The organism is Brachybacterium epidermidis, from assembly GCF_015209585.1.
Taxonomy (GTDB): Bacteria; Actinomycetota; Actinomycetes; order Actinomycetales; family Dermabacteraceae; genus Brachybacterium; species Brachybacterium epidermidis.
Window position 1 is genome coordinate 1 of record NZ_JADEYR010000013.1, and the last position, 17,559, is coordinate 17,559.

General features: G+C 70.9%; 18 protein-coding genes. 14 read left to right on the forward strand and 4 right to left on the reverse strand.

The features are described from left to right. Positions 1 to 192 precede the first annotated feature (192 nt). From IOE58_RS10910 to IOE58_RS10920, 3 genes are all read left to right on the forward strand, one after another. Positions 193 to 1,419: an acyl-CoA dehydrogenase family protein gene (locus IOE58_RS10910; RefSeq protein WP_193866420.1), complete on the forward strand. Its 1,227-nt coding sequence runs from the start codon at positions 193 to 195 to the stop codon at positions 1,417 to 1,419. Between the two features lie 349 nt (positions 1,420 to 1,768). Continuing rightward, positions 1,769 to 2,119 (forward strand): hypothetical protein, encoded by a 351-nt coding sequence (locus IOE58_RS10915; RefSeq protein ID WP_228019776.1) that lies wholly within the window; start codon positions 1,769 to 1,771, stop codon positions 2,117 to 2,119. A gap of 201 nt (positions 2,120 to 2,320) precedes the next feature. Beyond that, positions 2,321 to 2,725 (forward strand): hypothetical protein, encoded by a 405-nt coding sequence (locus IOE58_RS10920; protein WP_193866422.1) that lies wholly within the window; start codon positions 2,321 to 2,323, stop codon positions 2,723 to 2,725. A 24-nt stretch (positions 2,726 to 2,749) separates the two neighbouring features. Here the strand turns inward: IOE58_RS10920 and IOE58_RS10925 are convergent, their stop codons facing one another. The 4 genes from IOE58_RS10925 to IOE58_RS10940 form a co-directional block, all read right to left on the reverse strand. Continuing rightward, a complete protein-coding gene (locus tag IOE58_RS10925) occupies positions 2,750 to 4,228 on the reverse strand; it encodes a WXG100 family type VII secretion target (protein ID WP_193866423.1) in 1,479 nt (492 codons plus the stop codon). After that, positions 4,225 to 5,001, reverse strand: a complete 777-nt coding sequence (locus IOE58_RS10930; protein WP_193866424.1) for a hypothetical protein — start codon at positions 4,999 to 5,001, stop codon at positions 4,225 to 4,227. Before IOE58_RS10930 ends, IOE58_RS10925 begins: the two co-directional genes overlap by 4 nt. A 150-nt stretch (positions 5,002 to 5,151) precedes the next feature. Next, positions 5,152 to 5,436 carry an antibiotic biosynthesis monooxygenase family protein gene (locus IOE58_RS10935; RefSeq protein ID WP_133675197.1) on the reverse strand — a complete coding sequence of 95 codons (285 nt, stop codon included), beginning with the start codon at positions 5,434 to 5,436 and terminating at the stop codon, positions 5,152 to 5,154. A gap of 187 nt (positions 5,437 to 5,623) precedes the next feature. Further along, complete coding sequence (locus IOE58_RS10940; protein WP_348981957.1) at positions 5,624 to 6,199, reverse strand: NAD(P)-dependent oxidoreductase; 576 nt, start codon at positions 6,197 to 6,199, stop codon at positions 5,624 to 5,626. 124 nt (positions 6,200 to 6,323) lie between these two features. On the opposite strand from IOE58_RS10940, the gene IOE58_RS10945 reads away from it, so the two are divergent. The 11 genes from IOE58_RS10945 to IOE58_RS10990 all read left to right on the forward strand — a co-directional run bounded on the left by IOE58_RS10945 (position 6,324) and on the right by IOE58_RS10990 (position 17,499). Further along, positions 6,324 to 6,914: an SDR family oxidoreductase gene (locus IOE58_RS10945; protein WP_193866425.1), complete on the forward strand. Its 591-nt coding sequence runs from the start codon at positions 6,324 to 6,326 to the stop codon at positions 6,912 to 6,914. 98 nt (positions 6,915 to 7,012) lie between these two features. Next, complete coding sequence (locus tag IOE58_RS10950) at positions 7,013 to 8,074, forward strand: substrate-binding domain-containing protein (protein WP_193866426.1); 1,062 nt, start codon at positions 7,013 to 7,015, stop codon at positions 8,072 to 8,074. 283 nt (positions 8,075 to 8,357) lie between these two features. Then, a complete protein-coding gene (locus IOE58_RS10955) occupies positions 8,358 to 9,743 on the forward strand; it encodes an extracellular solute-binding protein (protein ID WP_193866427.1) in 1,386 nt (461 codons plus the stop codon). Beyond that, a complete protein-coding gene (locus tag IOE58_RS10960) occupies positions 9,740 to 10,621 on the forward strand; it encodes a carbohydrate ABC transporter permease (RefSeq protein WP_193866428.1) in 882 nt (293 codons plus the stop codon). The genes IOE58_RS10955 and IOE58_RS10960 overlap by 4 nt, the downstream gene beginning before the upstream one ends. A 64-nt stretch (positions 10,622 to 10,685) precedes the next feature. After that, positions 10,686 to 11,507 (forward strand): carbohydrate ABC transporter permease, encoded by an 822-nt coding sequence (locus IOE58_RS10965; protein ID WP_193866429.1) that lies wholly within the window; start codon positions 10,686 to 10,688, stop codon positions 11,505 to 11,507. A 50-nt stretch (positions 11,508 to 11,557) separates the two neighbouring features. Beyond that, on the forward strand, positions 11,558 to 12,073 hold the full coding sequence (locus tag IOE58_RS14405; RefSeq protein ID WP_348981959.1) for a glycoside hydrolase family 32 protein: 516 nt from the start codon (positions 11,558 to 11,560) through the stop codon (positions 12,071 to 12,073). After that, positions 12,007 to 12,870, forward strand: coding sequence for a glycoside hydrolase family 32 protein (locus IOE58_RS10970; RefSeq protein ID WP_348981961.1), 864 nt, complete (start codon positions 12,007 to 12,009; stop codon positions 12,868 to 12,870). The genes IOE58_RS14405 and IOE58_RS10970 overlap by 67 nt, the downstream gene beginning before the upstream one ends. 275 nt (positions 12,871 to 13,145) lie before the next feature. Further along, positions 13,146 to 13,439, forward strand: a complete 294-nt coding sequence (locus tag IOE58_RS10975; protein ID WP_193866430.1) for a hypothetical protein — start codon at positions 13,146 to 13,148, stop codon at positions 13,437 to 13,439. Then, a complete protein-coding gene (locus IOE58_RS10980; protein ID WP_193866431.1) occupies positions 13,382 to 13,993 on the forward strand; it encodes a hypothetical protein in 612 nt (203 codons plus the stop codon). Before IOE58_RS10975 ends, IOE58_RS10980 begins: the two co-directional genes overlap by 58 nt. A 560-nt stretch (positions 13,994 to 14,553) precedes the next feature. Then, positions 14,554 to 15,153, forward strand: a complete 600-nt coding sequence (locus IOE58_RS10985; protein WP_193866432.1) for a hypothetical protein — start codon at positions 14,554 to 14,556, stop codon at positions 15,151 to 15,153. A gap of 174 nt (positions 15,154 to 15,327) precedes the next feature. Next, a complete protein-coding gene (locus IOE58_RS10990) occupies positions 15,328 to 17,499 on the forward strand; it encodes a 3-hydroxyacyl-CoA dehydrogenase NAD-binding domain-containing protein (protein WP_193866433.1) in 2,172 nt (723 codons plus the stop codon). The last annotated feature ends 60 nt before the right edge of the window (positions 17,500 to 17,559 follow it).

The window sequence follows — 17,559 nt, forward strand, 5'->3', positions numbered from 1 at the left end:
GCGCGCACCTCGGCCCCCGGCGCTGGCCGCCTGCGCCGCCGCCCTGGGGGTCGCCGCGCTGTCGCCGACCGGCCAGCAGCCCGACGCCCCGCTCTCCCCCCCCACCCTGGCCCCGCTGGCCGGCGCCCCCCCCCCCCCGCGCGCCCCCCCGCCCCCTCCCCTCCCCCGCCCCCCGCCGCCGGCCCCGGCCCCGTGATCTCCCTGCCCGACGCCGAGGCGAGCACCGCCGAGGCCCTGCTTCCCCGCACCGCTGACCACTACGCCCTGTTCCAGGACGTCGACGGCGAGGATCTCGAGGCCTGGCGGGTGGCCCGCTCCTTCGCCCCCGAGGTGCTGCCCCGCATCGACGAGTGCTGGGACCGCGGCGAGTACCCGACCGACCTCATCGCCCGTCTGGGCGAGCTGGACCTGTTCACCGACGGCATGGACATCCCCGGCCACCGCCGCCTCAGCCCCCTGGCGACCGGCCTGGTCACCATGGAGCTGTCCCGCCTGGACGGCTCCGTGGGCACCATGGTGGGCGTCCAGGGCGGGCTCGCCCTGCGCTCGATCGTGCTGCTGGGCTCCGAGGAGCAGAAGCAGCGCTGGGTGGAGCCCGTGGTGACCGGGCAGGCCTTCGCCGCCTTCGCCCTGACCGAGCCCGACCACGGCTCCGACTCCGTGTCCCTGGAGACCACCGCCCGTCGTGACGGCGAGCAGTGGGTGATCAGCGGCCAGAAGCGCTGGATCGGCAACGGGGCCGACGGCCACCTCACCGTGGTGTGGGCGCGGGTGGACGACCCCTCCGACGATGCCCTGCACGGCCAGGTCTCCGGCTTCCTGGTCGAGCAGTCCCTGCCCGGCTACGAGGCGCAGGTGATCCGCGGCAAGGTGTCCCTGCGCGCCATCCACCAGGCCCACATCCATCTGGCCGACGTGCGCGTGCCGCTGGATGCGCGCCTGCCCGGGGCCCGTTCCTTCAAGGACACGTCCCGGGTGCTGTTCGCTACCCGCGCCGGGGTGGCCTGGGGAGCGCTCGGCCACGCCGTGGCCTGCTACGAGGCCGCGCTCGAGCACGCTCGCACCCGCGTGCAGTTCGGACGCCCTCTGGCCAAGGCCCAGCACGTCCAGGTGCGTCTGACGGACATGCTCGCCACCCTCACCTCCATGCAGCTGCACTGCCGGCGCCTGGCGGACCTGGAATCGGCCGGTTGCCTGCGGCCCGAGCAGGCCTCGCTCGCCAAGGTGTTCTGCACCCGCTCGGCCCGCGCCATCGCGGCCGACGCCCGCGACCTCCTCGGCGGCAGCGGGATCCTGCTGGAGAACCAGGTGATCCGCCACATGGCCGACATCGAGGCGCTGCACACCTACGAGGGGACCGACACGATGCAGTCGCTGATCGTCGGCCGGTCGATCACTGGGACCAGCGCGTTCGCGTGATCGTTGAAGTTCCGTGACTCGGGAGGCGATGGGGAGTGCTCCCCATCGCCTCCCCTGTCAGCACGGGCTAGCGTCGGCGCCGAGAGACGATGACTCGAGTGACGGGGCGGGGCATGAACTTTCTCGGACAGGACACAGAGGCCGTGCGCGGCTGCGCGACCGCCTTGACGCGAGGGCAGACAGCGATCACGCAGGTCGTCTCCGACCATCCGCTGGAGAGGCAGACCAGCTAATGCAACGGACGGACGTCGGGACCAAGACCCTGACGCGGCGAGCGGCGCTCCTGCTCACCATGAGCGTGGTGACCGGATGCGGGCTCACACAACCTGCGGATGAAGGAGAAGGTGTCATGGAGCTGACCTCGGGAAAGGCGATCGACGACGCGATCGGTCCTCTGTGGGAGGGCGGTGGTGAGCGTGCTCTCGCCGACGTGGTCGACGTGGAGTTCGACGAGCTGATGGTGTTCCCGGAGGCCACCCCCGCAGATCGCGTCAACGAGGCGGCCGGCACGAAGCTGCTCACTGGGAAGTGCTACCAGTCCTCCACGCAGCTGTTCCTCTTCCGCGCGGGCGGCGCCGGCGTCCTCGCCGCGATGGTCTCCTCCGACGTGTTCGCGCACGAGGTGCAGAACGCGACCTTCGGCCCCGAGGTGCGGATCGTCGCGCCCGGCGGGAAGCAGCTGATCACCCTCGAGGGCTGAGGCCGCGTCCCTGCAGGAGCGCCATCGCCGGCGAGCCGCTGCACCTCGCGGAGCGCTGAGCGCGCAGGACGCCGGGGCCTGGAGCTCAGCGGGCGGACCGGGGAGACGCAACGACGGTGAGGGACCAGGCAGGATCTGCGATGCTGGAGCAATCGCAGCGGGGGATCAGGAGAGGCGGAGCGGATGCGGAGGCGAGTGCTGATGGCTGGAGGGCTTGCGGGCATGGTGGCCGCACTTGTGGGCTGCGGGCGCCTGCTGCCGTCGCGCACGGACTCGTTGAACGACCCGGTGGAGGAGTTCGAGCATGTGACCTCCTCGGAGATGGAGACCAGCGGCGGCGGGACCATGCGCACCAGCCTGCGCGGAGACATCCACTTCGACGTCGGGCAGGATCAGCTTCTGGAGGCCCTGGATCCAGTGTGGCGGGAGGTGACCGAGTACGTCTTCGAGCTCGACGACGGGTTCGAGATGCGCAGAGTCCTGGTGGTCGCCCACGGGGCAGATGGCTCCACCGTCGCGCCGAAAGAGCTGCTGGGCTCCGAGTATGCCGACCAGGACGCGGCCGTGCACTTCGGAGACTTCTTCGAGCACTACGGTCTGATCTGAGCGCTCCGAGGGGGCCGGATCGCGTCAGATCCGGCGGGCATCGATGACCACGTCCTCGGTGAGTGTGACGTCCTCGCCGATGTACAGACCGTCCATGCGATCCGCCTTGTCCGCCAGGGTCGGATGGTCGGGATGCTGGGTGAGAGTGCCGTAGTAGCCGGACGTATCCGAGTAGGAGCCGTCGCGACTGCGGTGCACCGACTCATGCGCGTTGTGGGCCGCGTCCGGCTGCGGGAAGTCCGGGTTCTCGTGCGGAGTCTGCATGTGCACGTCCTGCACGTTCTCCGCCGGATTGCCGCCGGGATGACGGAAGGAGCGCCCCTCGAGATCGAGCGTGGGGACGAAGTCCCCGTCGGTCCCCTCGTTCTGGACGTGCTGGACGTTGACCACATCGGTGGAGCTCTGCGCCGGGGTGTAGGTCTGCACCGGGGAGCCGACGGACAGGATGTCGGTGACGTTGTAGGTGCCCGCGGCGCCGGTGGAGGAGTTGAAGGCGGGATCGTCGGCCAACTGCGCGGCGACCAGGCCGCCCTGGGAGTGCGCCACGAAGGCGACGTCCGAGCCCGGGGGGATCCCGGCCTCCTCCATCGCGGCCGTCACGGCGTTCGCCCCGGCATTCTCCCGTCCCGCCATCGCGTAGATGTTGTTGGCCCAGCCGAAGGGCTGGCCCTGCCCGTTCCATCCCTCGAGGGTCCCCGGGAGACCGCCCTCCTCCGACCACAGGTCCGCACCCTGGGTCGGTGGCACGTGCACGATGTACCGCTCGGTGCCGTCGGCACCCTGGATGGTCTGGATCCGGATCTGTGCCGAATCCTCGGGGTCGTACTCTCCACCCGGCGGCACGGTCGTGATGTCGCGGCGGGTCTCGTCGTTGTCGAGGACGAGGTCGGCCAGATCCTGCGGGGCTTCGCTGTCCTGCACGTGGCGGGGCTCCTCGCCGAGCTCGATCTCGGATCGCTCGTCGAGGATCTCGATGTCCCCGTCGGGCAGGCCGTCGAAGAGGTCGCCGAGCGGTCCGGGCAGCCCCTTCAGGGTGTCGCGTCCGCCCTCGAGGAAGCCCTCGGCCCCTTCAGCGAGGTCGACGACGCCACCCGCGATCATCTCCGCCCAGGGGGTGTCGGGGAGCAGGCGCTGGAGCCCTTCGGGCAGTCCGCGGATCCCCTCGTCGAGCCGGTCCAGGAAGTCGGTGACGGACTCGGGCAGCAAGCTCTCGGGGTCGCCGCCGCCGTCGCCGCCTGGCTCCGAGGCCGCATCCTGCTGGTCGGCCTCCGCCTCGAGATCGAAGCCGAGTCCCTGGAGGCGCTCGCTCAGCGTGCTGACCTGCGGGCCGACCTGACCGCCCCATTCCTGGACGAAGGCCTCGCGGTCCGGGCCCACCCAGTCGACGCCCTGCACGATCGCGTCGATCTCGGCATGAATCTCATCGATCCGCCGGGATCCTGTGCGCAGGTGCTCGGCGTGGGTGCGCGCCTGCTCCGGGTCCATCCCCTGGAAGCCGCTCATGCCGCACCTCCCGCCGTTGAGTGCGCCCGGGCGATCCGCGTGCCCTCCTGCAGCAGGGGGATCACGGTGCCGAAGAAGTCCCCGTCCTCGACCGGGTGCCCCCCGGCGAGGGGCCCCGCCGGCCCGTCGGCGCTGTAGAGACCCCGCTCCCCGCTGGTCCACCGGCGCAGGAGGGTCACGCTCTCCTCCGGGGCGGGCGGGATGAGGTGGATCGCGAGGCTCGCTCGATCACCCTTGCTGGTCAGCGCATCGCGCAGGTCGGGATCGAGATCCGGGAGCGCAGCGATGGCGCTGTCGGCGGTGTCGCCGTGCTCGACGGCGCTGCGGATCTGCTCGACCTGTGCACTGCTCAGCTGCAGACGAGTGGCCTTTGAGCGGGTGGTCATGGACGCCGGGGCTGCCAGCCGGGATCCCGGAGGGGCCATCGATATGACGATCTCGGGGAGCGCCTCCGCGTCCACCGGCGACCAGCCGGCCGCTCCGTCGCCTCGCCGGGCGCAGACGACGGCGCCCTCGGCATCGACGGAGATCTGCAGCTCGGTGCGCGGGCCGTCGGCAGGGGTCACGCCGACCGCGGCCACGCACGGTGAGGTCAGGGCGCGCCGGAGGAGCGTCTCGTGCTCGGGATCGTGCTCGACCGGATCGAGGGACGGGGCGTCGGGGACGGTGATCATGGTCCGCCACAGCGGATTGAGGTCCGCGCCGGCGTCTCGTGCCCGTGCGGCGGCGTCGCGCACGAACGTGCTGTCCAGAGAAGCGGTGAACGCCGCCATCTGATTCCCCCTGAGGCTCGTGGTCCGTGCTTCCGAAGACTAGAGACCCGGAGGTGAGGAGGCCATGGGGAGTTCTCCCCGTCCCCGCGTCGGCCGAACGAGGCGGGAGGGTGGAGAGGCAGGGGCGGACCGGCGGGCCGAGCGCCCGAGTCACTCCAGGTCGACGACCTCGAACTCGAGCATGCCCTCGGCCCGGGAGACGGTGGTGGACGGGTCCCGCGCCTCGCGCTGGTCGGCCCAGGCCCGGAAGCTCTCCTCATCCGCCCAGCGGGTCAGGACGAAGTAGCGCTCCTCGCCCGCGACCGGGCGCAGCAGCTCGAAGCCCTCGAAGCCGGGCGCCCCGTCCACGGAGTGCTTCCGGGCGGCGAAGCGCTTCTCGAGCTCGGCCGCCTGTCCGGCGGGGACGGCGAGGCGGTTGATCTTCACGACGGTCACAGGGTCCTCCTGGTGGTCGGGACGTGGAACGGGCGGCGCGGCCGCCCTCTGCGGCCAGTATCGGCGCGCCGAACGCGACCGCACGCGACGGAGGGACCGGGACGACGTGCAGGGGTCGTGCTATAGGAGGTGCGGGGGGACCGGCTGATCGGCGCGTCGAGCGGGAACGGCGGCGCGCCGTCCAGGGTCAGGCACCGCGCTCCGCGACGAAGCGCCGTGCCACCGACAGGTCCTCCTCGCCGAGCCCCGCCGCGACCAGCTCGTCGTACGCGCCCCGCAGCGCATCGAGCAGGGCGGGGGAGGTGCCGGTGTCCTCGGCGACGTCGGCCGCGAAGCCGAGATCCTTGGTCATGTACGCGGCGATGCCGCCGGGGGAGTAGTCGTCGGTGACGAGCTTGTCGCGCTTGTCCGCTAGCAGCGTCGAGTCCGCGTAACCGCCCGCGAGAACCTCGAACAGGTCGGCCGGAGCGATGCCGCTGCGCTCGGCGAGGACGGTCCCTTCGGCGATCGCCATCATCGTCGCGCCGACGATCATCTGGCTGCACGCCTTCGCGACCTCGCCCGCTCCGAGCGGCCCGAGGTGGCGCACCGTCCCGCAGGGTTCCAGCAGCGTGCACGCTCGCTCGACGTCGGCCGACTCGCCGCCGGCCATGATCGACAGCGTCCCCGCCCGCGCCCCGGCCTCACCGCCGGAGACCGGCACGTCCACGAGGCGCACCCGGCCGCCCGACTCGCCGACCAGCCGGTCCGCGAGCTCGCGCACCCCGCGCGGGGAGCTCGGGCCCCGCTCGGGCCTGAGATCCTCCAAGGAAGCCCGGGCCCGTTCCACGGCCCGGGCCTCCTCGTCCGACCACGCCCCCGCACGTCCCTCACGAAGGAGAGACATCGTGTCCGACCTGTTCGACCTCACCGGCCGCACCGCTCTGGTCACCGGCTCCACCCGCGGCATCGGCCGTGCGCTCGCCACCGGTCTGGTCCGGGCCGGGGCGCGGGTGATCGCGCACGGCCGGGCGCCGATCGCGGATTTCGCCGACGAGGACTGGGACGCGCTGCTGGCCACGAACCTCTCCGCCGCCTTCTACTGCGCCCGCCGCGTCGCCCGCGGCATGATCGCGCGCGGCAGCGGGAAGACCGTGCAGATCGGCTCGGTCCAGTCCCAGCTCGCCCGCCCCTCCATCGCCGCGTACAGCGCGACCAAGGGCGGGATCGCGATGTTCACCAAGGGCCTCGCGGCGGACCTCGCCCCGCACGGCATCCAGGTCAACACCCTCGCCCCCGGTTACTTCGCCACCGAGCTCACGAAGGCCCTGGTCGAGGACGAGGAGTTCTCCGCCTGGGTCGCCCGCCGCACTCCCGACGGGCACTGGGGCGACGTCGAGGACCTCGTCGGCCCGCTGGTGTTCCTCGCCTCCGACGCGAGCCGCTTCGTCAACGGCCAGACCGTCCACGTCGACGGCGGGATGACCGCGGTGGTGTGAGCGGCCGGGCGGGCACGGGACGACTGGCCGGGAACGCGGGGAAGGAGCCACGGATCCCGGCCCGCCGCCGGTCGGAGGAGCCGCGTACCCTACGAGCTGTGAGCTCCTCGTCCCGCCGCCCCACCTCCGCCGACGTCGCGGCGCGTGCGGGCGTTTCGCGGGCCACCGTCTCGATGGTGCTCAACGGGCGCGTGGAGGGGACGGTCGCCGAGGCCACCCAGCAGCGCGTGCTCGCCGCCGCCGCCGAGCTCGGCTACACCCGCTCGGCCCTCGCGATCTCCCTCAAGGAGCGTCGCTCGCGCACGATCGGTCTCATCACCGACGAGATCGCGACCTCGCCCTTCGCCGGCCGTATGGCGCGCGCCGCCTCGATGGTCGCCGCCCAGCACGATCACCTCGTGATCACCGTGGACCTCTCGCTGCGCGACCACACCGTCGAGGACGCCGCTCGCCTTCTTGCCGAGCGCCAGGTCGACGGACTGCTCTTCGCGACCATGGGCCGCATGAGGGGCCCCCTCCCCGTCGTTCCGCCGGGGATCCCGCTGGTGCTGGCCAACCACGAACCGGTGTCGTCCGGGGCGGACGAGCGCGGCGAGGGTGCCGAGCTCCCGCCGACCTTCGTGCCCGACGACTACGGCGGCGCCCGACGTGCTGCTCGTCGCCTGATCGAGACCGGCCATCGGCGGATCGTCATGCTCTCCGGTGACGATCGCTCCGTGGCCGTTCTCGAGCGCGAGGCCGGCTTCTGTGACGAGCTGGCGGACGCAGGCCTCGATCCGCGGATGGTGAAGGCGGGGTGGCAGATCGACGACGGCTACCGGGCCGCCGCCCGGCTGTTCGCGGGGGAGGAGCCGCCGACGGGTGTGTTCTGCATCCGCGACCGGGTCGCTGCCGGGGTTCTCCAGGCCGCGGCGGCCGCGGGCATCGCCGTTCCGGGGGATCTCTCGGTGATCGGCTTCGATGACGAGGACTTCTTCGCCGAGCGGCTCGTTCCGAAGCTCACGACGATCGCTCTTCCCCACGAGGAGATGGGACGCCGGGCGATGGCTGCGCTGTTCGCGCGTCTGGAGGGCGAGGCGGCGGGCGGCGATGCGGGTCTCGTGGTCGTCGAGTGCCCGCTCGTTGAGCGGGAGTCGGTGGGGATCGCTCGCGGGCGCTGACCTCGCTCGACGTCTGCTGCGGGGGCTGGTCGAGGGGGACCGGTGCTGCTCCGGCTCGGTCGGGGCTGGTTCCAGGGCTGGGGAAACTGGGCCGCGTCGGGGGTTCCGAGTGCTGCCGCGGGATCAGGGTTGACACGTGTGAAAGCTGCGACCCATACTGGTCTCGCCCGACTTGGACACGTGTGCAAGTGGTGGCTCGGCGAGGACGCCGGACAGCCGCATCGACGCCCGCCTCCTCCCTGGAACCGCTTCAACCGTCCCGACTCTCAACGAAGAGGACCGCATGGCCAACCCCTCCACCCTCACCCGCCGCGCCCTCCTCGGCGTCGGCGGCGCGGCAGCGCTCGCCGGCACCGCAGCCGCCTGGCCCCGCCTCACCGCTGCCGACATCCCCGGCCGCGGCCAGGACGCCCTGACGATCCTGATCCTGGGCACCTCGCAGGACGCGGCCGGCCGTCAGGCGATCGCGGATGCCTTCATGCAGACCCATCCCGACATTCCCGTGCTGATCCAGTCGGTGCAGGCCACCGACTGGGGCGACTTCTTCGCGAAGATCCTCACCATGGTCGCCTCCGGCACCCAGCCCGACATCGTCTACACGGCGACTGAGGGGGCGCAGCTCTTCGCCGAACGCCTCGCGCTGCCGCTGGACGACTACCTCCTGCACGACGCGGAGGAGATGAAGGACTACTTCGAGGACGTCCACCCCAGCCTCATCGAGGCCTTCATGTACAAGGGCTCCCTCTACCAGCTCCCGCTCGACTTCAACGCCGCGAACATGTACCTCAACCTCGACGTCCTCGAGCGCAACGGCCTGGAGATGCCGGGGGAGGAGTGGACGAAGGACGACTTCACCGAGCTGCTGCGCGGCATGAAGGGCGACGCCACCCCGTACTACTGGACCAACCGACTCTTCGGTGGTGTGGTGCCTTGGCTGTACGTCAACGACACCTCCTTCCTGGTCGAGGAGCGGGCGAGCGGTGGCGAGGACTTCTGGTCCACCTTCTATCCGGGCGAGCAGCGCTCCGGCGGTTATCTCTGGACGGGTTCCAACGCGACCGACGACCGCGTCCACGAGAGCTTCGAGCACCTGCGCGGCCTCGTCAGTGAGGGTCTCGCCGTGCGTCCCGAGGAGGGCGGCGGCAACACCCTCGTGGGCCTGTTCGCCTCCGGTCGCATCGGCACCACCCCCGCGGGCGGCTACTGGGTCCAGGGGCTCGCCGAGGGCGGCATGCGCCCGGAGCAGTACGATGTGCAGTTCTTCCCGCGGTGGAAGACCCAGCGTCACCAGTTCGGGGGTGCCGGATACGCGGTCATGAAGACCACCGACAAGCCGGACCAGGCCTGGGAGTGGATCAAGTACACCGCCTCGAAGGAGGCGATGGAACTGGCCTTCCCCACCCCGGCCACCACCCCCACTCGGCGTTCCATGGTCAACGACAACCTCTACACCGGCATCGGCCCGGAGCACTGGTCCCGCTTCTACGAGACCCTCGACCGCTTCCCGTCCAGCGGCCCGATCCCCGCCCCGCCGCAGCAGGCCGCCGTGGAGACGGCACTGATCCGCAACGTCTCCACTGCCTTGTCCGCCGGGCCCGACCAGGTGGCCCGTTCCCTGGAATCCCTCGATCGCGACCTGCGTGACGTCTTCGCCGAGGAGGAAGCATGAGCACCGACCGATCCAGCGTGATCCTGCGCTGGCTGTTCCTGGCGCCCACCATGATCGGCGTGGGCATCTTCGTCCTGCTGCCCATCATCGGCTCGCTGCTGCTGGCCTTCTTCCGCTGGGACATCATCACCTCCCCCCAGTTCGTGGGCTTGCAGAACTTCACCGACCTGGCCACCGATCAGACGGTCGCCATCTCCTTCCTCAACACCGGGCTGTTCGTGGTGGCCGCGGTGATCGTGCAGCTGTCCGTGGCCATGCTGCTCGCGGTGCTGCTGCAGTCGAGGATGCCGGGATGGCTGCGGGTGTTCTTCCGCTCGACCTTCTTCTTCCCCCTCGTGCTCTCCGCCGCGAGCGTCTCGATCCTCATGAAGTACCTGTTCAACGAGAGCTACGGCGTCATCAACTGGGCACTGTCCTTGGTGGGGATCCCCGCGGTGCCCTGGCTGACCAGCCCCCAGTGGGCGATGGTCGTGGTGATCGCGGTGTATGTCTGGCAGAACTTCGGCTTCTCGTTCCTGCTGTTCGTCGGCGGCCTCTCCTCGATCCCCACCGAGGTGTACGAGGCCGGCTCCATCGACGGCGCCACCGGTTGGAAGAAGTTCAAGGACCTCACCCTGCCGCTCGTGAGTCCCACCGTGCTGGTGGCCTCGGTGATGGCGATCATCTCCGCTCTGCAGGTGTTCGACCAGCCCTACGTGCTCACCCGCGGCGGCCCCGGGGATTCCACCCGCACCGTGGTGATGGTGATCTACGAGAGCGCCTTCCGCCAGCTCGAGTTCGGCCGCGCCAGCGCCATCGGACTGGTGCTGATGCTGCTGATCATGCTGATCACCGCCGCACAGTTCCGGCTCGCCCGTCGATTCGTCTTCTACCAGTGAGCGCGGCCATGGAACGCGATGACGACGCCATGATCCCCGCTGCTCCCCACCCGAAGGACATCTCATGACACGCAAGCTTCCCGGGCTCGCCAGCTACGCCGTGCTGGCCGTGGCCGCCCTGCTCACCCTGGGTCCGGTGTGGTGGACCTTCACCACCTCCCTGCGACCGGCTGCCGAGTCCTTCAGCCTCCCGCCCAGCTTCTTCCCCCTGGAACCGGACTTCTCCAGCTATGCCGCGGTCTTCGAGCAGATCAGGATCCCGCTGCTGGTGCTGAACAGCGGACTGGTCACCGCCCTGATCGCCGTGGGCCAGATGATCACCGCTGCGATGGCCGGCTACGTGTTCGCACGCATGGATTTCCGCGGCAAGAACGCCCTGTTCGCGATCGTGCTGGCCACCATGATGGTGCCCGCCCAGGTGACCATCGTGCCGGTGTTCATGATCATCCGCGGGCTGGGACTGTCGGACACCCTGCTGGCGCTGATCCTCCCGGCCATCCCCACCGCCTTCGGCACCTTCCTGATGCGCCAGTACTTCCTGGGCCTGCCGCTGGACCTGGGCGAGGCAGCCGCGATCGACGGTGCCAGCCCCTGGCGCACCTTCTTCTGCGTCTATGCGCCGCTCGCGCTGCCCGGAATGGCGATCGTGGGGGTACTGGCGTTCAACTTCCACTGGAACGAGTTCTTCCGTCCGCTGATCTTCATGATCTCGGAGGAGAACTACACCCTCCCGCTGGGCCTGGTGACGCTGCAGGGCAACCTGGGCACCGGTTCGATCTCGATCGTGCTGGCCGGCGTGATCCTCTCGATGATCCCGGCAGTGGTGGTGTTCCTGTTCGGCCAGCGCTACCTGCGCGAGGGCCTCACCGCAGGCGCCTCGAAATGACCGACCCCGACCACCCCGATCACCATCGTCAAGGATCAGGAATTCCTCCCGTGACCACCTCGCTTCACTTCCCCGCCCTGCACCGGGTCCACCCCACGGGATGGATCAACGACCCCAACGGCATCATGCGCGTGGACGGTCGCTGGCACGTCTACTTCCAGTACAACCCCCAATCCGCCCGTCACGAGAGGATCCACTGGGGACACATGTCCTCGGCGGACCTCGCGCACTGGCGTGAGGAGCCGATGGGGCCCGTCCCGCGGGACGGCGAGGCGGATGCCGACGGCTGCTGGAGCGGCGTGGGGCTCCTGGATCGCCAGCAGGACCCGGCCGGGGTGCCGACCCTGGTCTACTCCGGGGTCGACGGGCGGGGCGACAACGCCTTCTCCCGGGTCCTGGTGGCGCGGGCCGACCGAGCGCTGGAGCAGCTCGTGGACCCGGGACGCGTGGTGGCCGAGGTGCCCCGGATCCCGGGGCTGATCGGGTGCGGGACCCGTTCGTGTTCGAGTTGGAGGGGCGACACTGGGCGATCCAGGGGGCCGGGGTCCGGGGTGAGGACGGCGTGACCCCGGTGATCCTGCTGTTCGCCTGTGACGATCTTGAGCAGTGGGAGTACGTGGGGGAACTGCTGCGCGGAGACGATCCCGTCGCGGCCGAGCATGCTCCGGCCGAGCTGTGGGAGTGTCCACAGCTGGTGCAGGTGGGGGAGCGATGGGTGCTGATCCTCTCGCTCTGGTACCGGCCCGAGGTGGTGGCCCGCTCGACGGTGCAGGTCAACTATCTGGTGGGCGACCTGGTGGCGGGGCCGGGCGGCTCCCCCCACTTCGAACCTGACGGTGGAGGAAGGGTTGATCAGGGCCCCGACTTCTACGCGCCTCAGGCCGTCGTGGATGCCGAGCAGGACCGCGTGCTGATGTGGGGCTGGTCCTGGGAGGGGCTCGCTCGCACGCAGGACGAGACGGACGAGCAGGGCTGGTCCGGCTGCCTCACCTTCCCCCGCGAGCTCGGGCTCGAAGGGGATCGTCTGGTGGCACGCTTCCCGGCTGAGCTGCGCACGCTGCGCGGAGAGCCACTGGACATCGCCCGGGGGCAGGGAGTGGAGGCGCAGGTCGATCTGCCGGCCCCCTTCCGCGCCGAGGTCGTGATCCAGGGGCCCGCCATCGTGGAGCAGATCCATGTCGACGGCCGGGTCGAATCCCTTGCCGCGCACGACGAAGGCGATGCCACCGTGATGATCGACGGCGGCATCCTCGAGCTGCTCCCGGCCGCGAGCACCAGCAGCACCGTGCGTCTCTACCCCGCCGAAGGTGACGTGATCCGGGTTCGCGGTGCGGTCGTCGACGGGTGGCTGCTGGGCGGCTAGGACGGCGATCTCCCGCAGTCCCCGCAGCATCGCCCTAGCCCCGCTCTGCGTACGCGCTCGGGCCCCGGGGCCGGGCTGGCAGGGGCCCACGCAGAGCCTGAGGATCCGGCCGGATTCCGAGACCGTTCCATGACCTGGCGGTGACCGTGAAGCAGGTAAAGGCTTAGTAAACTCTCGGTATGGCGTGCTCCTGGAGGCGCAGGTCAGAGCTGGACCACGCAGCGACGCGCTGCTGGCCGGCCTAATCCGAGGGGAACCGAATCTCGATGCGATCCATGACTCTGCCGCGCTCTGCCGCCCGTCTCACCGTGGGCGCGTTCTCGCTGCTGGCTGCCGGGGCACTGCTCGCCGCCTGCGGCGGAGGTGGCGACGTGGCCGAACCCGCTGCCGGGGGGACGAAGGAGCCGGCCGCCACCGAGCATCCCGCCACGACCGACACGGGAGAGGGCACGGGAGCCGGCGAGGACGAGGCCTGGCCCGACTCCGCCGCCATCGACAGCGCACTCGGGCAGTGGGCCGGCACGATCAGCGTCGACACCCTCGCCCCTCCAACGGGCTGCCGTTCCTGATCAGCCAAGAGCTGTACGACTCCTCCGACGGCCTCACCCTGGATGCCGCAGGGGTCGAGAGCACCGAATACCTCGGATCCCACAGCGCCACGTGCACCGGCGAGGTGAAGGTCGGCAGTTCGCCCGCGCTGTGCACCTTCACCGGGGTCGAGGGCGAGGAGTATGCCGGCAAGGACCTGACCGCCACCGTCCACCTGGTGCGCTCCGGTGCCGGCAGCCACGCACTGCTGATGGCTGTGGGGGAGGGGGAGACCACCGAGGTCACCCTTGCTGATGACACCCAGATGCTGCTCGGGAGGGTCGACCAGGGCAACGAGGTGACCGGCGAGACGATCGGCGCCGGTCTGGTCGAGGCCGCCCGGATGGCCGACAGGCCCGACGGTGACGTGACGGACAACGCGGAGGTCACCTGCAAGATCCACGGCGACGAGTCCCACGCGGTGTGCCAGCTGTCCGGTCTCGACGAGGGCACCTCCGGCTTCTGGTACGCCACCGTGCAGCCCGGGATCGACGGTGACAGCTACACCTATCTGTACACCCAGTTCATCGAGTGATCGCACGCGCCTGAGGCGCCGTCCGGCACAGCCGCCGGGCGGCCCCTCCCGCACTTCCTCCTACCTGTCCACCCACTTGCGGACGCGGGCCCCGGCAGCCTGCCGTATCGCGGCACCGGGGAAGCACTCGCGCAGTGCGGCCCGAGGTCCGATCGCCACGACGGTCAGTCGTACCTGTTCACCAAGGTCCAGGCCTGACCAGCTGGGGTCTATGCTCCGCCCATGACAACGCCGCCGTCGACACCGTCGACCTATGACTGGGACACCGAGCCCGACCCCACTGCGGGCAACGCGGACCTCGCGCCAGCCGCATCTGCTCCTGTCGGCTCCACGGCTGCGCCCGCCGGCCCGGCAGCGGCCCCCGTGCAGGCCGCACCCTCCCCGCCCATGGGGTCTGGCCCCGCCCCATCCTCGTCCTGGGCCCACCCCCGCCCTCGGCAGGCGGGTACTCGCCCGAGCCGCCGCACGAGATCGACGGATTCGACGCCTCCCACCCGGCTGGTGGCGCTCGGCCCTGGACCGCACCCAAGGCGTCCAAGGGGTTCCCCGACTGGGCTGTCGTGGCGATCGTCGCGATGGTGCTGCTGGCGCTGCTGGCCGGTCTCGGCCTGCTGGTATCGGCCGTCAGGGGCTTCATCGCGGAGGACTCGGTGTGGGTGGAGGTCGATGACGGAGCGACGTTCACCGACGGCGTGGTCACCGACACCTCCGGCAACCAGGTCACCGACGGCACCGGCATGCTCGGCCGGCCGGCTACGGCCGGGGAGCACACCTTCTCCTGGCCCACCACGGACGGCGGCACCATCAGCGTGCACGCCACCTCCATCGACCCCGACGCGACCGTCCCCCTCGCCGGCGGCGTCGACGTGCTCCAGCCGGGCTACCAGCTGGTGGTGATGACGCTCGAGGTCACCTACGAGGGAGACAGCTCCGTGCAGATCAAGGATGAGGTCTGGGTGTGGGCGGAGACCGACCTGATGGCGTACCCCGAAGTGGCGGGCCTGGTGCCGAATCCCCTGTCCGAGGGCGGGGCGCTGGCGGACGGCCAGACCCTCACCGCCGCCGTGGCAGTGGTGGTCCCGGAGGACGACCTGGACACCCTGCAGTTCTCCGTGGAGACCCTGGAGGGGGTGTCCCTGTACTACGGGGTGCCCAGGTGACCTGACGGCGCGAGGTCAGCCCTCGTTGACAGCGCGCGCAGCGGTGGACACCAGGGCGCAGCTCCGGCATGCTGTACCTGAAACCGGCAGTATCAGGAAGCAGTGGGGCGTGGCTCGACCGAACGCCCCTCCCCTGTGCCGCGCCCTCGAGGACGAGAACACGAAAGGCCCCCGATGCCCACCTACACCGAGCACGTCACCCGCGTCATCACCGAGGACATCGAGCATGCCGCGCTCGGCACCGTGGCGGTCCTGACCTTCGCGCCGCCGGAGGGCCAGGAGCGACGCCCGGCCACCCTGGGCCCGCAGTCGATCCAGGCCGTCACCGGTGCGATCAACGCCGCACTGGACCGTGCCGAGGCAGGGGAGCTGGGTGCGATCGCCCTCACCGGCACGGGGAAGGTGTTCCTGGCCGGGGCGGACCTGTCGATGTTCGCCGACCCCTCCGCGGCGGAGCGCGTCGAGGAGATGACCCGTGCCGCCCATGACCTGCAGGTCCGGGTCCGGGCCAGCGCCGCCCCGATCCTCGCCCACCTCAACGGCGCGGCCCCCGGTGGCGGCCTCGAGGTGGCCCTGATGGCCGACGTGCGCACCGCCGTCCCCGGCGCCCGCGGCATCGGCCTGCCCGAGACCGGCCTGGGCATCCTGCCCGGCTGGGGTGGCACCACATTGCTGCAGTCCGTCGTGGGGCCCGAGGTCGCTGTGCGAATGATCCTCGAGGACCCCACCCGTGACCGCCTGCTGAGCGCCCAGCAGGCCCTTGAGGCGGGGCTGGTGGACGCGCTCGCCGAGGACCTCCCGGCCGCCCTCGAGGAGTTCGCCGCCATCGTCGCGGCCCGCGCGGATTCCGCCGAGGCGGTCCGTGCCGCTGACGGGGCGGACGCCGCGGTCCCCAGCTACGCCCGCCCTCTGCCGCCCGCGGACTCCCCGGAGGCCGAGGCCCTGCATGATGCCCTGGACGCACCCCTGCCCACCGGCGAGACCCGCCGCGCCTGGGCCGCCCGGATGGAGGCCCAGGGCGCCCCCGCCGCGGCCCGCGCTCTCGAACTGCTCCAGCAGCTGCCCGGCAGCGAGCTGACCGATGCGCTCGCACGCGAATCCGCGGCCCTCGGGCAGCTGGTGCGCTCCGACGGCGCCAAGGCTTCGCTGTACTCCGCCGAGATGCTGCGCCGCGGCAAGCCCGGCCGCACCCCCGTCGAGGGCGCCCGGGAGATCACCCGCGTCGGCGTGGCCGGGGCGGGCCTGATGGCTGCCCAGATCGCCGCCCAGCTCGCCCTGGGCCTGCAGGTCCCGGTGATCATGCGGGACCTTGACCAGGGCATCGCCCAGAAGGGCCTGGCCGCCGCGCGTGAGGTCATCGCCCAGACGGCCGCCCGCGGCAGCCTCGACGAGACCACCGCCACCCGGATCGCGGAGCTGCTGGACGCCACCACCGACGTGGCCGACCTCGCCGGCTGCGACCTGGTGCTCGAGGCCGTCCCCGAGGTCCTCGCGATCAAGAAGTCCGTGTTCGGCGAGCTCGAGGGCGTGCTGGATCCCGAGGCGCTGCTGGTCACCAACACCTCCTCGCTCTCGGTCAGCGCCATGGCCGCGGATCTCCAGCACCCGCAGCGCGTGGTCGGCCTGCACTTCTTCAACCCCGTCGCGAAGATGCCGCTGGTGGAGGTGATCCACACCGACGCCACCGACGAGGCCACCCTGGCCACCGGTCTCGAGGTGGTGCGCCGCCTGCGCAAGTTCGCCGTGCGCAGCGCCGACGCGCCCGGCTTCATCGTCAACCGCCTGCTGTTCCGCGTGCTCGGCGAGGTGCTGGCCTCCCTCGACGCCGGCGCCGATCCGGTCGAGGTGAACACCTCCCTGGACCCGCTGGGCCTGCCCATGCGCCCGCTGGCCCTGCTGGACCTGGTGGGTCACGCGGTCGCCGACCATGTCGGGAAGGTGCTGGTCCAGGAGCTGGGCGACCGCTTCCACGCGTCCCCGGGGCTCTCGGCCATGGTGGAGCGGAAGGTGCGGTTCACCGAGTCCCGCCGAGGCAGCGTCCAGCCCGAGGTGTCCCCGGTGGTGGCGGAGGTGTTCGCTCCCGACGGCACCGGTTCTGCGCAGGCTCCCGTGGGGGAGGCCCTGTTGGATCGCGTGCTGGAGGGGCTCGCGGAGGAGATCGCACTGATGCTGGACGCTGATGTGGTCGAGCGCGTGGAGGACGTGGACCTCGCGCTGATCCTGGGGGCGGGCTTCCCGCGGCACCGGGGCGGTATCACCCCTTACCTGGACAGCAGTGGGGCGGCCCTGAGCGGTGCCGGCCGCACCTTTCATGGGAACCGGTTCGCATCCGGCACCGATTCGTGATCGGAAAGCGACATTCTGCGGCCGAGAACGTGTTTCGGGACACGTACCATATGCGTGTCG

Bases quoted from the DNA above. Each gene is read 5' to 3' on its own strand.
- IOE58_RS10915 (WP_228019776.1), top strand. From the start codon at position 1,769: ATGGAGCTGACCTCGGGAAAGGCGATCGACGACGCGATCGGTCCTCTG.
- IOE58_RS10920 (WP_193866422.1), top strand. From the start codon at position 2,321: ATGGCTGGAGGGCTTGCGGGCATGGTGGCCGCACTTGTGGGCTGCGGG.
- IOE58_RS10925 (WP_193866423.1), bottom strand. From the start codon at position 4,228: ATGAGCGGCTTCCAGGGGATGGACCCGGAGCAGGCGCGCACCCACGCC.
- IOE58_RS10930 (WP_193866424.1), bottom strand. From the start codon at position 5,001: ATGGCGGCGTTCACCGCTTCTCTGGACAGCACGTTCGTGCGCGACGCC.
- IOE58_RS10955 (WP_193866427.1), top strand. From the start codon at position 8,358: ATGGCCAACCCCTCCACCCTCACCCGCCGCGCCCTCCTCGGCGTCGGC.
- IOE58_RS10960 (WP_193866428.1), top strand. From the start codon at position 9,740: ATGAGCACCGACCGATCCAGCGTGATCCTGCGCTGGCTGTTCCTGGCG.
- IOE58_RS10965 (WP_193866429.1), top strand. From the start codon at position 10,686: ATGACACGCAAGCTTCCCGGGCTCGCCAGCTACGCCGTGCTGGCCGTG.
- IOE58_RS10975 (WP_193866430.1), top strand. From the start codon at position 13,146: ATGACTCTGCCGCGCTCTGCCGCCCGTCTCACCGTGGGCGCGTTCTCG.
- IOE58_RS10990 (WP_193866433.1), top strand. From the start codon at position 15,328: ATGCCCACCTACACCGAGCACGTCACCCGCGTCATCACCGAGGACATC.